This is a genomic window from Herbaspirillum lusitanum (assembly GCF_046025995.1).
Taxonomy (GTDB): domain Bacteria; phylum Pseudomonadota; class Gammaproteobacteria; order Burkholderiales; family Burkholderiaceae_D; genus Herbaspirillum; species Herbaspirillum lusitanum_A.
The window spans coordinates 487704-503285 of record NZ_JAQQFM010000003.1; the positions used below are offsets into that span (position 1 = coordinate 487704).

Here is a 15582-nt window from a genome sequence, read left to right on the forward strand (position 1 = left end):
ACGCCGGCCGTTTTCTTCAAGCTATTTTTGTAATACAGATTAAAATAAACTACACTGTGCTCCTTCAGCGACACACTTTCAAGGAAGACCGATGATACGAAGCAGGGGCCGTCCACGCAGTTTTGACCGCGAACAGGCATTGCAGCAGGCCATGCATGTGTTCTGGCAAAAAGGCTATGAAGGCACCACCATGGCCGATCTGACGGCGGCCATCGGCGTCAAGGCGCCCAGCCTGTATGCAGCGTTCGGCGACAAGAATGCCTTGTTCCGCGAGGCCGTGGAGTTTTACGCCTGCACCACCGGCGCCGGCCCGTTGCGCGTGCTGGAAGCCGGCAAGGGCATACACGAAGACATGCTCGGCATGCTGCGCGCCAGCGTCGAGATGTACACCGGCAAGACGCCGGGCATGCCGAGTCTGGCGAGCGGCAAGGGCTGCATGGTGGTGATCTCGGCGATCAACTGCGCGCCGGAAAATGTGGAGCATGCGGATGAGTTGTCGCAACGGCGGCTCAAACGCCGCAACGAAATCCGCAACCGTCTGCTCAAGGCGCAGCGCGAGGGCGAGATTCGCGAAGATGCCGACATCACCGCACTCGGCGATTTCTATACGGCCTTTTTGAATGGGCTGGCGCTGGGCGCACGCGATGGTTTATCGGCGGCGCGCCTGTCGGCGACTCTGCAGCATGCGATCCTGCCGCTGGAGATGGTGCTGGCAAAACCGCTGTCTGGTGAAAAAAAGAGTGCGGGGAAGGCGGCCGGCAAAACTACCGCCAGGACGCGCGCGCTGGCAGCCGGCTGAACAGCCGGGCAAGCAACATCTGCCTGACAAAACAAAACGGGAACGAAGCCAAAAGCATCGTTCCCGTTTGTATCTGCAAACTGCCATCGCCTTTGTGCACAGCACATCGGCGTTCAGTCAGATGTGCGTCAAGTCGCCTGCTTCAGGCCGCCTGCGCCATGGCGCCGGTGCCGTCGTTCTCGCGCAGCTGACCGCCCAGCGCTTCCAGCAGACTGGCGAACAGCTTGGCCAGTTCGCCGCTCATCAGCATGAAGTCGCCGTCGAAACGCTCGTCGTCGTTCATGGAGGTGATGTCGCTTTCTTCTTTCAGCACATCCAGCGGCGTAATGCGCTTGAGGCTGAGGTTTTCAGTCAGCACGAAGGACACCTTGTCGGCCCAGGTCAGCGCCAGACGCGTACATTGCTTGCCGGATTCGATATGGCGCCGCACGTCTTCGGCTTCCAGGGTGTGGCGCACGTAGCGCACGGTGGCCTTGCCTTCGCCGCTGGAGCGCAGTTCGGTATCCTGATCCACGGTGAAGCCGTTGGGCGCTTCATCGCTGACCAGCCAGTCGGTCATCGCGGCCGACGGCGACATCACGGTGCGCAGTGCCTCCAGCGGGAATTTCGGAATCGCTTTCAGCAAGAGCTTGATGATTTCTTCAGCCTTGCCGGAGCTGCCGGCATCGACGATCAGCCAGCCGTTGACCGGATCGATCCAGGCGTAAGTGCTGCGCACGATGCTGAAGGCGCGCGGCAGCAACTCATCGGTGACCTGTTCTTTCAGGTCCTTGGTCTGCTTGCGGCCCGGCGGAAAGCCCTGCTGTTCTTCCAGCTCGGCGGCGCGCGCCTTGGTCACCTGATTGATGACGCTGGACGGCAACAGTTTCTTCTCGGTGTTCAGCTGCAACAGAAACTGGCGATTGACGACGTGCACCAATTGCTCATTGTTGCGCGGCGACACCCAGCCCTGGCTCTGCATTTCCAGGCTGGGGCAGGCGGTAAATGCCTGAGGTGCAAGATGGGATTCGAGCTGTTCGGCGGTGATCGCCCACGGGGCCGGCAGGCGATAGAGTTGAAGGTTCTTAAACCACATAAAGCGTTCCGGGCAAAAGGGAGCATTTTACACGTTGCGACCGGCATCACGCGAGCCTTGAGGACGTTTACTGCATGGCGGGGATTGCTTGCCGGACAATCTGTGAGCAATCAGGCAAGAGAGGGGCAGGGGAAGAACAAAAGGGCGTGGCATGCGGCAATTGTTGCGCTGGAAGACGCGAAAAAACCGCAGTCGCATCTTCAGTCAGAGAAGGGCAGTTCCTGCTGAATCAGCTGCGGCGCTTCTTCCATCTCACTCTTCTTCGACAGCGTTCCCACGCGCACGCCCAGCAAACGCAGCCGTTGTTCCAGCGGCACGCGGCGCAGGCATTCGCCGGCCGCCTGGCGGATGGCGGCGGCATCGTCGGTCGGCGCCGGCAGCGTGACATCGCGCGTCACGCCGCGAAAATCCGAATAGCGCAGCTTGATGCCGATGGTGCGGCCGACGTAGCCCTTGCGGTCCAGATCTTCCGACAGACGCTTGCATAGCGCCGTGAAAATTTCCGACAGCTTGGCCTTGTCGTGGCGCGCGTGCAGATCGCGCTCGAAGGTGGTTTCGCGGCTGATCGATTTGGGTTCGGAAGAAGTGACCACCGGGCGCTCATCGATTCCGTGCGAGGCGTTGTACAGCCACTCGGAATAGCTGCGGCCGAAATGCGCGCGCAGCAGTTCCGGCTCGGCCTGCGCCAGATCGCCGACGGTGTGAATGCCGAGGGCGGTCAGTTTCTCTGCCGCCTTGGGGCCGATGCCATTGATCTTGCGCGCCTGCAGCGGCCAGATACGCAGCGCAATGTCTTCCCGGCAGAGCATCGTCAGGCCATTGGGTTTGTCGAGTTCGGAACAGATCTTGGCCAGCAACTTGTTGGGCGCCACGCCCACCGAACAGGTCAATGAGGTGGCCTCATGCACTGCCTGCTTGATCCGGCGGGCAACGTCTTCGGCCTCATCGGGCCACTCGCTGAGATCGATGTAGATCTCATCAATTCCACGATCCTCGATCAGCGGCGCGATGCCGGCGACGGCTTCCTTGAAGGCGCGCGAACAGCGTCGGTAAGCATCGAAATCGGTCGGCAGCAGAATCGCATCGGGCGCCAGTTGTGCCGCCTTCATGATGCCCATGGCCGAAAACACGCCGAGCGCACGTGCCTCGTAAGTGGAGGTGGTCACCACGCCGCGCCCGGTGTAGTCGCGCAGCCTGGCAAACTGCAGGCTGCCGTCTTCCTGCAGCACCGGTCGCGCCGCCGAGCCGCCGCCGATCACCACCGCCTGGCCGCGCAGTTGCGGATAGCGCAGCAGCTCCACGGACGCGTAGAAGGCATCCATGTCCAGATGCGCGATGCGGCGGCGATCGGAATCCATCCTGGGATATGTGATGAGAGAAATGAGGTGCGCGGCGAATGCCCGGACAATCAGGCAAACCAGAGCAGGGATTGTAAACCGCCTGCGGCCGCGCTGCCGCCATCAGTAATGAGGCGGCCTTTCGTTGGCGGCGCTGCGCTCATTGGACGCGTGCGCGGTTTCCTGCACGCGCTTGGCCAGCGCTACCAGCAGTTGTTCCAGCTCGTCGATTTTTCTTTGCTGGCGGTAGACGGTCTGGTTCAGTTCGTCGATGCTGTCTTCTTGCCGGGTCAGCTTGATCTCGATGTCGATCAGCCGTTCGTCGGTATTCACGTTGCTTGCTCCATGGGCGATGCCTGTGCGGCCAGCCAGTGTAATACACCTTCGCCGGCGGCGCGGCCGCTGGCAAAACAGGCCGTCAGCAGATAGCCGCCGGTGGGTGCTTCCCAGTCCAGCATTTCGCCGGCGCAGAACACGCCCGGCAAGGCGCGCAGCATCAGCGCGTCGTCCAGCGCCTCGAAACGCACGCCGCCGGCGCTGCTGATCGCTTCGTCGATGGGACGCGGACGCTGCAAGGGCAGCGGCAGGGCCTTGATTGCCTGCGCCAGTCTGGCCGGGTCGTTGAAATCATCCTTGTTGACCAGCTCGCGCAGCAGACCGGTCTTCACGCCCTTGAGTTGCAGACGGCTTTGCAGATGGCTGGACATGGAGCGCGCACCACGCGGATGGGCCAGTTCGGCCTGTACTTTTTCCAGCGACCAGTCCGGCAGCAGATCGAGATACAAGCGCACGATGCCGTTGGCGGCGATGGCATCGCGCAGACTGGGCGACAGCGCGTAAATCAGACTGCCTTCGACACCGCCGGCGGTGACGATGAATTCGCCGCGCCGGCCTTGCATGCTGCCGTCATTGAGCGCTACGCTGGCTGCCACCGGCTTGAGCGGCTGGCCGGCGAAACGTTCGCTGAAATGCGTGCTCCAGGCCACATCGAAACCGCAGTTGGATGGTTGCAGCGGCGCGATGTCAACCTGGAGCGCCTGCAGCCACGGCAGCCACGCGCCGTCAGAGCCTAGGCGCGCCCAACTGGCGCCGCCCAGCGCCAGCACTACGGCATCGGCCTGCATGGCGATTTCACCATCGGGCGTGGCGAAGCGCAATGTCTGGCCGCGCTGGTCCTGTTGTGCATCGTTTTGTTGCGCATTGCCTTGCGGCCAGCCCAGCCAGCGATGGCGCATGTGAAAGCGCACGCCCGACTCGCGCAGGCGATGCAGCCAGGCGCGCAGCAGCGGCGCCGCCTTCATGTCGGTCGGGAACACGCGTCCCGAGCTACCGACGAAAGTGTCGATGCCCAGGCCCTGTATCCAGGCGCGCAGTTGCTCGGCGCCGAATTGCTTGAGCAGCGGCGTCAGTTGTTCACGGCGCGCGGCATAGCGCGTGATGAAGTCGGCGAAACCTTCCGAATGCGTGATGTTCATGCCGCCTTTGCCGGCCAGCAGAAACTTGCGGCCGACCGAAGGCATGGCGTCGTACAGGTCGACGCTCAACCCTTGCGCCGCCAGCATTTCAGCGGCCATCAGGCCGGCCGGACCGCCGCCGATGACGGCGATGCGCGCGGCGCGAGGTGTCGACGCGGAAGCGTCGGAGGAAGCAGGGAAGGTGGACATCTTGGCAATCGTCAATGGAGTTCAATCAGCGCCGGTGGGGCGCAGCGTATTTACGTTCAAGGCGCGCCACCAGCAGCGCCAGGCAAATCGTCATGCTGAAGTAGACCACCGAAATCGTGATGTAGGGTTCCCAATAGCGGGAATAACTGCCGGCCACGGTGCGTGCAGCGTAGGCCAGCTCTGCCAGGCCGATGGTCGACACCAGCGAAGAATCCTTGAGCAGCGTGATGGCTTCATTGCCCAGCGGCGGCAGCATGCGGCGAAAGGCCTGCGGCAGCACCACATAGCGCATGGTCAGGCGGTAATCCATGCCGAGGCTGGCGGCGGCGTAGGACTGGCCGCGCTCGATAGACTGGATGCCGGCGCGGAAAATTTCCGAGATGTAAGCGCCGGCATTGAGCGACAGCGCCACCACGCCCGACAGATAGGCGCCGTAGTTCTGCTTGATGGTGCGCGCCAGCTCGCCTGAAATCAGCAGGCCGTGATCCTGATGAATCAGCAGCGGCATCAGTGCGAAGTGGATCAGCAGAATCTGCACGAACAGCGGCGTGCCGCGAAAGAAGGCGACATAAAAGCCGGCGATCCAGCGGCCCAGCATCAGCGGCAGCTTCCATGCGCCGTGGCGCACCTCCGACAGGCGCAGCATGCCGATGAAGAGGCCGATCACGGTGCCGGCCAGGATGCTGATCAGGGATACCTGCAGCGTCATGAAAAAGCCTTTGACGAACAGCGGGGCATAGCCCTGGATGATGCTCCAGCGAAAATCCATGTTGAACTCGTGAATGACTGAAAGTAAAAACGGGATGAGGCGATTTGCCTGCGGGAAAGCAAAGAGGGCGATTCCGACTACCTGCAGACCAGCGCGGTTCGCACAGCGGCAAACGATTTACATCATTTGGATGGCGCCGGCATCGATCCTTCTGAAAACAGACCGGCCGTGGCCAGCGCAACAGTCGGAAACATGAGGTCCGGCGATGGCCGCGCTTGCATGATTGTCCGTCTGGCAATGCCCGGCGACCCGGCGCGGGTGACAGTGTATATGGCGTACGCCCGGCTGGCAAAGTTGTTGTGGCGCCGTTGATAGCCGCCCGTCGAGGGCCGCATCACATCGCCGCGGGCGGCACCCTGTCAGGGCGACTGCGTACCGAAGTATTTTTCGCTGATGCGGGCGTAAGTGCCGTCGGCTTTGAGCGCCGCCAGACCCCGGTTGATCTGGTTCAGCAGCTCTGCATTGCCGCGCCGCACGGCGATGCCGTAGTGTTCTTGCGAGAAAGCCGGATCGGACAGTGTGCGGAAATTGGCGCCGTCATGGTGCCTGAGGTAGTACTTCACCATGGCCTCGTCGGCCACCACGGCGTCAACGCCGCGGCTTTCCAGTTCCGCCATGGCCAAAGGCATGGAGTCGAAACGCTTGATGTCGGGATTGTTCTTGCCCATCAGCTTTTGCGTGAGGAGGTCGCCGGTGGTGGCCGTCTGTACCGCGACCTTGCGCGTCCTGAGGTCTTCGAAGCGATGGATCTGCATGTCGGCCTGCGGCGCCACGATCAGCTGCCGGGCCTCGAAATAGGGCGTGGAGAAATCGGCCACCTGGCGGCGCTCGTCGGTGATGGTGATGGAGGAGATCAGGATGTCGCGGTCGCCCTGTTGCAGAGAGCTGAAAATGCTTTCAAACGGCGTATGGACGAATCTGAGCCTGAAGCCGGCCTTGTCTGCGATGGCGTTCAGCAGCTCGATGTCGAAGCCGATGATGTCCTTTTTCTCATCCTGCATTTCCATGGGCGCATAGGCGGCGTCGGTGCCGACCGTATAGGTCTTGATCGCCTGCGGACCGTCGACGGCAGTCTCTTTGCCGCAGCCGGCGAGCAGCAGACCGCATGCCAGGCTCAGCAAGAGATGCCGAAGCGAGACCGGAAGTGGTGTCTTGTGACATGCCGAAAAAGTGGATGTACTCATGTTGTCCCTCATGCAGGCGGGCCTGCTCTCGCCCAGAGTGGCTGCGGGATTGCGGCCGGGTATGCCGCGCATTTTTGCACGCGTGACGAGGCCGGCGCGCGCTAACACTACGCTCGCCCTTGCATTTGGTGTTTGTTCGAAAGGAGTCTGAAAAAATAATCGGCATCGCTTTGAAAGCAATGCCGATCGGTGTTGCGGAAGGGGCTGGAATGCTGCTATCCCCTGTTTGCCGACTTACTTGCCAAAATACTGCGCGCTGATCGCGGCAAAGGTGCCGTCCGCCTTCAGGTCGGCCAGGCCCTTGTTGACCTTGGCCAGCAGTTCCGGATCGTCCTTGCGCACGGCGATGCCATAGTTTTCCTTGGGGAAGCTGCTGTCGGAGACCGTGCGCAGCTTGCTGTTCGGATTGTTGGCGATGTAATTCTTGACCACCGGCTCATCCGCCACGACTGCATCGACGCCGCCGCCTTCCAGTTCCTTCAGCGCCAGCGGGGTGGAGTCGAAACGCTTGATGTTGGCGTTGTTCTTGCCCAGCACCTGCTGCACCAGATCGTCGCCCGAAGTGGCGCTTTGCGTGCCGACCTTCAGTTCTTTCAGATCAGCCATCTTTTGCACGCGGGTGTCGGCGGCCGGTACGGCGATGGTTTGCGTGGCTTCGAAATACGGCTCGGAGAAGCTCACCGACTGCTTGCGTTCTTCGGTGATGGTGATGGCGGAGATCAGTAGATCGCGGTCGCCTTGCGCCAGAAAGTTGAAGAAGCCTTCAAACGGCGTCGGCACGAATTTGACTTCGATACCGATCTTTTTGGCCAGCGCCTTCATCACGTCGATGTCGAAACCGACCACTTCCTTCTTTTCATTTTCAGCCGAGAACGGCGCATAGGCCGATTCCACGCCGACCAGATACACGCGCGCTGGTGTGGCAGCGGCGGCGGCCTGCGGCGCGGCCGGTGCTTCTTCCTTCTTGCCGCAGGCGCTCAGGCCGATCAGGCTGGCGAAACCGGCAGTCAGCGCCAGCGTGCGTACGGTGTTTTTCAGAAAACTGTTCATGCTTCAGGACCTCATCAAAAAGAAAATGGGGGGGCGGCTCATGCCGGGAAAAACGGGGATGCGCGTCAGGCCGCGCATCGGAAGTGGGGATTGTAAGGAAGGATTTAAGGGATGCAAGCGAAACCGGAAAAGAGCGCGCCACGCCACGCTGCGCAGCTACGGGTTGGCCGGCCTAATTCGCCAGCGGCGGACGCGGTTTGGACAGCAGCGCCTTCAGATTCGCCAGCCGGTTCTGCGGCGTGATCTGTTCGCTTTCTTCCGGTACGGCGGTGCCTTCATCGAGCCGCATTTCCTTGACGAAGCGCGAGATGTCGCAGGCGATGTATTCGCGGGCGCGCTTGCGCCGCTTGCACCAGCTCACGTGCAGCGTGCGCTGGGCGCGGGTGATGCCGACGTACATCAGGCGGCGCTCTTCCTCGATGCGGGCGGCGGCGACTTCGGGCGGCGTATCCGGATCGCCCTTGTGCGGCAGGATGCCTTCTTCCACGCCGACCAGAAACACATGCGGAAACTCCAGCCCCTTGGAGGCGTGCAGCGTCGACAGGCGCACTGCATCAGGATCTTCATCCTTGCCTTCCATCATGCTCATCAGCGCCACCATCTGCGTTAGTTCCAGCAGATTCTTTTCTTCGCGGTCGCGATCACGGCCGCCGCAGCCGCGTTCCTTGAGCCAGTTGGTGAAGTCCATCACGTTCTGCCACTTGCCTTGCGCAGCGCGTTCTTCAAAGGTGTCGTAGAGATAGAACTCGTAGTTGATCGCTTCCATCATGTCGTCCAGCACCTTGGCCGCGTTCTCGCCGCTACCCGACGGGCCGGGGCGGCTGGCGCGTGATTCCAGCGCATTGATGAAGTCGCAGAACTTGCGCAGCGGCAGCAGATGGCGGTCGCCCAGTTTTTCCTCGGTGCCGCCCTTGTAGACCGCTTCGAACAGCGAACACTGCCATTGGCCGGCGACCGTGCCCAGCGCTTCCAGCGTGGCCTGGCCGATGCCGCGGCGCGGCGTGGTGACGGCGCGGATGAAGGCCGGGTCGTCGTCCTGATTGGCGATCAGGCGCAGATAGCTGATGATGTCCTTGATCTCGGCACGGTCGAAATAACTCTGGCCGCCCGACATGACATAGGGAATGCGTTCGCGCCGCAACGATTTTTCCAGCACCCGCGCCTGGTGATTGCCGCGATACAGAATCGCGTAATCGGAAAACTTGGCATGCCGCTCGAAGCGATGCGCCGACAGCGTCATGGCGATCTGATCGGCCTCGGCTTCATCGTCGTCCATCGCCATCACCTTGATCGGATCGCCCAGGCCATGTTCCGACCACAGCGCCTTGTCGAACATCTTGGGATTGTTGGCGATGACCGCGTTGGCGGCTTGCAGGATGCGCGTGCTGGAGCGGTAATTCTGTTCCAGCTTGATCAGATGCAGATTGGGGAAATCCACCTGCAGCGTCTTCAGGTTTTCGATGGTGGCGCCGCGCCATGCGTAGATCGCCTGATCGTCGTCGCCGACGGCGGTGAACATCGGCTTCTTGCCGACCCCGGTCACCATCAGCTTGACCAGTTCGTACTGGCAGGTGTTGGTATCCTGATATTCATCCACCAGCAGATAGCGCAGCTTGCGCTGCCAGCGGTCGCGCACTTCTTCATTGGCGCGGAACAGCTCCACCGGCAAGCGGATCAGATCGTCGAAGTCGACCGCCTGATAGGCGGCCAGCGTGCCGACGTAGCTGCGGAAAATGCGCGCAGCCTGGGCCTGCTCTTCATCGACCGCCATCCTGAGCGCAACCTCGGGATCGACCATGCCGTTTTTCCACAGCGAAATCTCGGTCTGGATGCGCCGTATCAGTTGCTTGTCGGTGGTCACCGCCAGATCTTGCACCAGGGAAAAACAATCATCGCTGTCCATGATTGAAAAGCGATCCTTCAACCCCAGATGCTTGGCTTCCTGCCGCAGTATCTTCACCCCCAGCGAGTGGAAGGTCGACACCGTCAGATGCTTGGCCTGTTTCGGATCCTTGAGCAGCTTGGCGATGCGTTCCTGCATTTCCAGCGCGGCCTTGTTGGTAAAGGTCAGCGCCGCGATGTTCTTGGATTCGTAGCCGCAGTTCTCGATCAGGTGCGCGATCTTTTGCGTGATCACGCGGGTTTTGCCCGAGCCGGCGCCGGCCAGCACCAGGCATGGCCCTGCCATGTAGTGGACGGCTTCGTTTTGCGGAGGGTTAAGACCGAAAGAGGGGGCGGACATAAAGAGTGGCCTTCAAGCACGCGGCAGGCGGGGAAACGCAGCATTGTAGCAGCCCGCGATGTGGGACAATGCGCGTTCGTCATGCGCATGCAGCCGCGGTCTCGCTGCATGCGGGCAGCGGTAGTCGCGCCTCTGTCTCGATAATGCAAGGCAAACCATGAAATTCAACCATCTGATTCAAATCAACGATCCGCTCAATCCGCTGATCGACCCCATGAGCCGCGAGGAACTGTGGCACGGTCTGGTGCTGCGCGCCGAATCGCCCAAGCTGTTCATGCCGCATCTGGACGAATGCCGGCTGGAAGACAAGAGCGTCGATTCAGTACGGCGCGAGTTGCGCTACGGCGGTCTGGTGATCCGCGACAAGGTCACCTATCTGCCGCAGATTCAGGTCTTGTACGAAGTGCCGGCGCAGGGCAATATCCCCGAGTCGCGCATGAGCATGACCATCGAAGAACCGCAGGACGGCGTGCTGTTCGTGCGCTTCGAATACGACGACGGCCAGCCCGAAACCGCCGACAGCAGCGAAGCCTTCTACAACGAGTTCCGCCGCTCGGCCTATCAGGAAGCGGACATCGACACCATCCGCATCATCCGTGAGCTGAATGAAGACAAGGGCTCGATTCACTGAGCCCTTGTCTTCGCTGATCTGATGTTGATTGACGGTCGGGTCTGCGCGTCAGAACACTTGCGCCAGCGCGGTGTTGATGAAGGCGCCGCCCACGATCAGCCACACAAACAGCAGCGCTCCCAGCAACAGCGGACGCATTCCGGCGCGGCGCACTGACGACAGGTGCGTGGTCAGGCCCAGTGCGGCCATCGCCATCGCCAGCAGGAAGGTATCCAGATCCAGCAGCGCGCCGGAGACTGCAGCCGGCAGCGGGAACAGCGAATGCAGCGCGACCACGACGATGAAGGCAAAGGCAAACCAGGGGATGCCGGCGCCGCGCGAAGTCTTGTTGCCTGCATCTACTGCATTCGCAGCCGGCGAGGCGCGGTTGCGTGCCGTATCGCTGCGCTGGATATATGCCGACAGCAACAGCAGGAAAGGCGCCAGCATCATCACCCGCACCATCTTGGCGATCACTGCGGTATTGGCGGTGGGCTCGTCGATGGAGCGCGCGGCCGCCACCACTTGCGCCACTTCATGCACGGTCGAACCGATGTAGATGCCGAAGTCCGGGCTGCGGCCATGCCAGCCGCCGAAGTGCGCGCCAAGATCGGCGCTCAGCTGATACAGCATGGGATACAGGAAGATCGCTACCGAGCCGAACACCACCACGGTCGATACGGCCACCGTCACCTGCTCGCTGCGGGCGCGCAGCACCGGCTCGGTCGCCATCACCGCCGCCGCACCGCAAATCGAGCTGCCGGCGCCGATCAGCAAGACTGCGTTGCGCTCCAGCTTGAACACTTTCACGCCCAGCACCCAGGCCAGGCCGAAGGTGGACATCAGCATACAGGCGTCGATCGCCACCCCGCTCAGACCGACTTGTGATATGTCCTGAAACGTCAGGCGCAGGCCATACAGCACGATGCCCAGACGCAGCAGATTCTGTTTGGAAAACGCCACGCCGCTGCCGCATTGCGCCGCCATCCGTGGAAACAGCGTATTGCCCAGCAGCATGCCCAGCACGATGGCGATGGTCAGCGCGCTGAAGCCATGCGCCAGCAGCCAGCTGTTCTTGCTGGCTTCGATGGCGACCGCGGCCAGCGCCGCCGCCAGCGCCAGGCCGGGAAGGTGGCGGCTCGCCGCGCCGACTGCGAAGCGACTTGTGTGATTGCTGCCGGAAAGCCGTGCTGTTGCGCTGCGAGTGTTCATGTTGTACCCCTGCTGGTGATCGGGAACTGCGCCGATGATCGGTATGGGGACACTTTAATGTGCGGGCTTATAAAAGAAAAACGCGTTATTTTGTTAATATCTACCTGAAAAATCGATAGATTGAAGCGCAGACATGAAACTCACCCTGAGGCAATTGCAAATCTTCCTGGCGGTCGCGCAGTCAGGCAGCACCACGGCCGCCGCCGAAACGCTGGCCTTGTCGCAATCGGCCGCCAGCGCCGCCTTGAACGAACTGGAAAGCGCGCTTGATGTGCAACTGTTCGATCGCGTCGGCAAGCGCCTGATGCTCAACGACAACGGCCGCTTGCTGCTGCCGCAGGCGCAGCACATGCTGGATGCCGCCGCCACCATCGAGCAGCAATTTCTGGCGCCCGATCATGCCGGCGCGCAATTGCACATCGGCGCCAGCACCACCATAGGCAGTTACATGCTGCCGCAAATGATTGCCGGCTATCGGCGCGATCATCCGCAACTGCGGGTGCGCGCGCTGGTGGCCAATACCGCCGACATCGTCGCGGCGGTCAGCAATTTCGAGGTGGATGCGGCGCTGATCGAAGGCCCCTGCCATGCCGGCGATGTGCTGGTCGAACCGTGGATGACGGACGAATTGATCGTGGTCGCTTCGCCGCAGCACCCGCTGGCCACCGAGGGCAAAAAGCTGACGCTGAAAAAACTGAGCCAGGCCGACTGGTTGCTGCGCGAAGCAGGCTCAGGCACGCGCGAAGCGGTCGAGCATGCCTTGCTGCCGTATCTGCATCATTTGCCGTCCGCTTGCGAATTCGGCAATTCGGAAGCGATCAAGCGCGCCACTGCCGAAGGCATGGGCATCAGCTGCCTGTCGCGCGCCGTGGTTCAGGATTTGCTGGAGTCGGGGCGCCTGATCGAACTGACGACCCCGTTGCCGGTGCTGCGCCGCCATTTCTACATGGTGCGCAACAAGCATCGGGTCTTGTCGGTGCGGTTGGCATCTTTGCTGGAATTCTTCCGCAGCTGGGCGCAGCAGCATGAACAGCAATGATGCAAGAAGGCGTTGCGTTCAGGCCTTGCCTGATTTTCCTGAGGTGGCGCCCGCTGCCATGCGCGACACCGGAAAGCGCACTCTGACCAGCAGGCCCAGATCGCTGGGGCCATCGGCCAGAATGATGTCGCCGCCGTGCGCCGATGCGATGTCGCGCACGATTGCCATGCCGAGACCGGCACCGTGCGGATTCGCCAGCTGCGCCGATGGCGCGCGATAGAAGGGCGCGAACACGCGCTCACGATCGGCCGCTGCGATGCCGGCGCCGGTGTCTTCCACCTCCAGCACTGCATACACATCTGCGGCGATGTTCTGCTGGCACACGCGCATGGTCACCTTGCCGTCGGCCGGCGTGTAGCGGATGGCGTTGTCGAGCAGGTTCACCATCATCTCGTGCAACAGCAGAGGGCTGCCGTCAATCATCACTTCGCCGCTGGCGTCGAAGGCCAGATCGATGCGCCGGGCAACCGCGCTTTGCGCCAGTTCCAGCGCCACCTGCCTCGCCGCGTCGGTGAGCGAGACCGGTGCGATGCCGCCCTCGGCCGCGCCATGTTCGGCGCGCGCCAGCGTCAGCAGACGATTGGCCAGATGCACGGTGGAGTCGGTGGTGTTGGCGATGCTTTCGACCAGCTCGCGCAGCGCAACGGAATTGCCCGGCGTGCGGTCGGATTCACGCAAGGCCAGTTCGGCCTGCGTTTTCAGCACCGTCAGCGGCGTGCGCAGCTGATGCGAGGCGTCGGCGATGAAGCGGCGCTGGCCGGTGATCAGGGTTTGCAGGCGCTCCATATAGCCGTTGACGGCCAGCACCAGCGGCCGCACTTCCTTGTGCACGCGCGCCGGATCGAAGTCGGACAGATCGGTCGGCGCGCGCGACTCGACATCGCTGCGCAACTGCATCAGCGGCCGCAGCACGAAGCGCACTGCAAACCACACCAGCAAGGCCGCCACCACCACCAGCACGCCTTGCCGCCACATGGTGTCGAACAGGATCTTGCGCGTCAGGCCGCGTCGCGCATCCATGGTTTCGCCGACCTGAATCATGGCAATGCCGCGCATCGTATCGTCGTAAACCGGCTGGTACAGCGCAGCAATCCGCACCGGCTGATCGTGATAGTCGGCCTGATAAAAACGCACCAGCGCCGGATAGGCTTCCGAGCGCTTGACATCGGGCGGCAGCGGCGGCAGGTCTTCATAACCGGACACGAATTCGCCCTTGACGCCGGTGACCTTGTAATAGATGCGGCCGAGTGTGTCGGTCTCGAAACTGTCGAGCGCAACATAAGGCACATCGGCCACCACCTGGCCGTTGACCACCGACACGCGTTCGGCCAGCGCGCGGGTCGAGGCCAGCAGCGAACGGTCATAGGCCAGGTCGGCCACTTCCAGCGCGTTGTAATACACCGAGACCGCATCCAGCGCCACCAGCATCAGCAGCGGCACCAGCAGCCAGCGCATCAGCTGGCTGCGCAGGCTGCCCAGCTTGCCCGAAGCATGGCTCATGCCCTTGAGCTGCGCGCGCAGCCGGATTTTCATGCAGGGGCCACCTGCAGCAGATAGCCGAGTCCGCGCAAGGTGGTGATGGAAACGCGCCCCTGTTCGAGCGTATCGAGTTTCTTGCGCAGGCGATGGATGTAGATTTCGATGGCGTCGAGATTGGCGTTGTCGTCCAGCGAAAACACTTCCTGAAATAATTTTTCCTTGGGCACGGTGCGGCCGGCGCGCGTGAGCAAGGCTTCCAGTACGGCGTGTTCGCGCGGCGTCAAGGCCAGCAGCGCGCCGCCGTAGCTGAACATGCGCGAGACGGTGTCGAAGCTCAGTGCGCCGCAATGGATGGTCACCGCTTCGTTGCCCTGCGCCCGGCGCAGCAGCGCCTTGACGCGCGCTTCCAGTTCCACCAGCTCGAAGGGTTTGGCCAGATAATCGTCGGCGCCAAGATTGAGGCCGTTGACGCGATCGTTGAGCCCGCCGCGTGCCGTCAGGATCAGCACCGGCGTGCGGCTGCCGCGTGCGCGCAGGCGTTTCAGGACTTCCAGTCCATCCATCTTGGGCAGGCTCAGATCCAGGATCACCAGCGCGTACTCTTGCGTCAGCAGCAGGCTGTCGGCATCGGTGCCGTTGACCGCGCATTCGACCGTGAGTTGTGCATCGCGCAATGCCTTGGAAAGCCAGCGCGAGAGTTCGACGTGATCTTCAACCAATAGAATGCGCATGATGCTGATGCCATGGACGGAAAACTGCAGTGAATAGAAAAAAGAGCCGGAAAATATGAGACGAAACAGCCAGCATACAGACACCGAAAATATCGCGACGCCCCTCTTGATCAGCAATAAACCATGCACTGCAACAAGGAATCGCCATGCCTAAATTCCGGTCATGCAAGGACGCGCAGATCGCCATCAACATGGCGTTGCCGTTACGAATAGTTGCGGATGCTAACAGAAGCACCGCCGCTGCAACAGCGCCCGCGCGCGCGAATCGCGCAAGCTTTCATCACACTGAAAGCCTGTTGAAAGTTTGGCCGGGTAGCATGCGCCCACATAATCAAATCAAAAATAATAAAAACCATAGACCGGAGACACAGGATGATCTACCCCAGCATTC

14 protein-coding genes are annotated in these 15582 nt (G+C 61.7%); 3 read left to right on the forward strand and 11 right to left on the reverse strand.

All coding sequences use genetic code 11. The features are described 5' to 3' along the window. Positions 1-91 precede the first annotated feature (91 nt). Positions 92-799 carry a TetR/AcrR family transcriptional regulator gene (locus PQR62_RS08070; protein WP_408156604.1) on the forward strand — a complete coding sequence of 236 codons (708 nt, stop codon included), beginning with the start codon at positions 92-94 and terminating at the stop codon, positions 797-799. 142 nt (positions 800-941) lie between these two features. Here the strand turns inward: PQR62_RS08070 and PQR62_RS08075 are convergent, their stop codons facing one another. The 8 genes from PQR62_RS08075 to PQR62_RS08110 all read right to left on the reverse strand — a co-directional run bounded on the left by PQR62_RS08075 (position 942) and on the right by PQR62_RS08110 (position 10120). Then, positions 942-1874, reverse strand: a complete 933-nt coding sequence (locus tag PQR62_RS08075) for a recombination-associated protein RdgC (RefSeq protein ID WP_408156606.1) — start codon at positions 1872-1874, stop codon at positions 942-944. Between the two features lie 200 nt (positions 1875-2074). After that, on the reverse strand, positions 2075-3232 hold the full coding sequence (locus PQR62_RS08080) for a Y-family DNA polymerase (protein ID WP_408156608.1): 1158 nt from the start codon (positions 3230-3232) through the stop codon (positions 2075-2077). Between the two features lie 102 nt (positions 3233-3334). After that, positions 3335-3544 (reverse strand): SlyX family protein, encoded by a 210-nt coding sequence (locus PQR62_RS08085; RefSeq protein ID WP_408156611.1) that lies wholly within the window; start codon positions 3542-3544, stop codon positions 3335-3337. After that, a complete protein-coding gene (locus PQR62_RS08090; protein ID WP_408156613.1) occupies positions 3541-4875 on the reverse strand; it encodes a TIGR03862 family flavoprotein in 1335 nt (444 codons plus the stop codon). Before PQR62_RS08090 ends, PQR62_RS08085 begins: the two co-directional genes overlap by 4 nt. Positions 4876-4900: 25 nt before the next feature. Further along, positions 4901-5644, reverse strand: a complete 744-nt coding sequence (locus PQR62_RS08095) for an amino acid ABC transporter permease (protein ID WP_408156616.1) — start codon at positions 5642-5644, stop codon at positions 4901-4903. Between the two features lie 359 nt (positions 5645-6003). After that, the gene (locus PQR62_RS08100; protein ID WP_408156618.1) at positions 6004-6828 is read right to left on the reverse strand and encodes a basic amino acid ABC transporter substrate-binding protein; all 825 of its coding nucleotides are present in this window, start codon (positions 6826-6828) and stop codon (positions 6004-6006) included. Between the two features lie 234 nt (positions 6829-7062). Then, positions 7063-7878 carry a basic amino acid ABC transporter substrate-binding protein gene (locus PQR62_RS08105; protein ID WP_408156620.1) on the reverse strand — a complete coding sequence of 272 codons (816 nt, stop codon included), beginning with the start codon at positions 7876-7878 and terminating at the stop codon, positions 7063-7065. A gap of 172 nt (positions 7879-8050) precedes the next feature. Continuing rightward, positions 8051-10120, reverse strand: coding sequence for a UvrD-helicase domain-containing protein (locus tag PQR62_RS08110; RefSeq protein ID WP_408156623.1), 2070 nt, complete (start codon positions 10118-10120; stop codon positions 8051-8053). A 157-nt stretch (positions 10121-10277) separates the two neighbouring features. Between PQR62_RS08110 and PQR62_RS08115 the strand changes: the two genes are divergently transcribed. Then, the gene (locus PQR62_RS08115) at positions 10278-10751 is read left to right on the forward strand and encodes an SRPBCC family protein (protein WP_408156625.1); all 474 of its coding nucleotides are present in this window, start codon (positions 10278-10280) and stop codon (positions 10749-10751) included. Positions 10752-10799: 48 nt separating this feature from the next. Here the strand turns inward: PQR62_RS08115 and PQR62_RS08120 are convergent, their stop codons facing one another. Continuing rightward, complete coding sequence (locus tag PQR62_RS08120; protein ID WP_408156627.1) at positions 10800-11942, reverse strand: YeiH family protein; 1143 nt, start codon at positions 11940-11942, stop codon at positions 10800-10802. A gap of 133 nt (positions 11943-12075) precedes the next feature. On the opposite strand from PQR62_RS08120, the gene PQR62_RS08125 reads away from it, so the two are divergent. Continuing rightward, positions 12076-12981 (forward strand): LysR family transcriptional regulator, encoded by a 906-nt coding sequence (locus PQR62_RS08125; RefSeq protein WP_408156629.1) that lies wholly within the window; start codon positions 12076-12078, stop codon positions 12979-12981. Between the two features lie 18 nt (positions 12982-12999). Here the strand turns inward: PQR62_RS08125 and PQR62_RS08130 are convergent, their stop codons facing one another. Continuing rightward, the gene (locus PQR62_RS08130; RefSeq protein ID WP_408156631.1) at positions 13000-14514 is read right to left on the reverse strand and encodes a sensor histidine kinase; all 1515 of its coding nucleotides are present in this window, start codon (positions 14512-14514) and stop codon (positions 13000-13002) included. Continuing rightward, positions 14511-15191, reverse strand: a complete 681-nt coding sequence (locus tag PQR62_RS08135) for a response regulator (protein ID WP_408156633.1) — start codon at positions 15189-15191, stop codon at positions 14511-14513. The genes PQR62_RS08130 and PQR62_RS08135 overlap by 4 nt, the downstream gene beginning before the upstream one ends. Positions 15192-15582 lie beyond the last annotated feature (391 nt).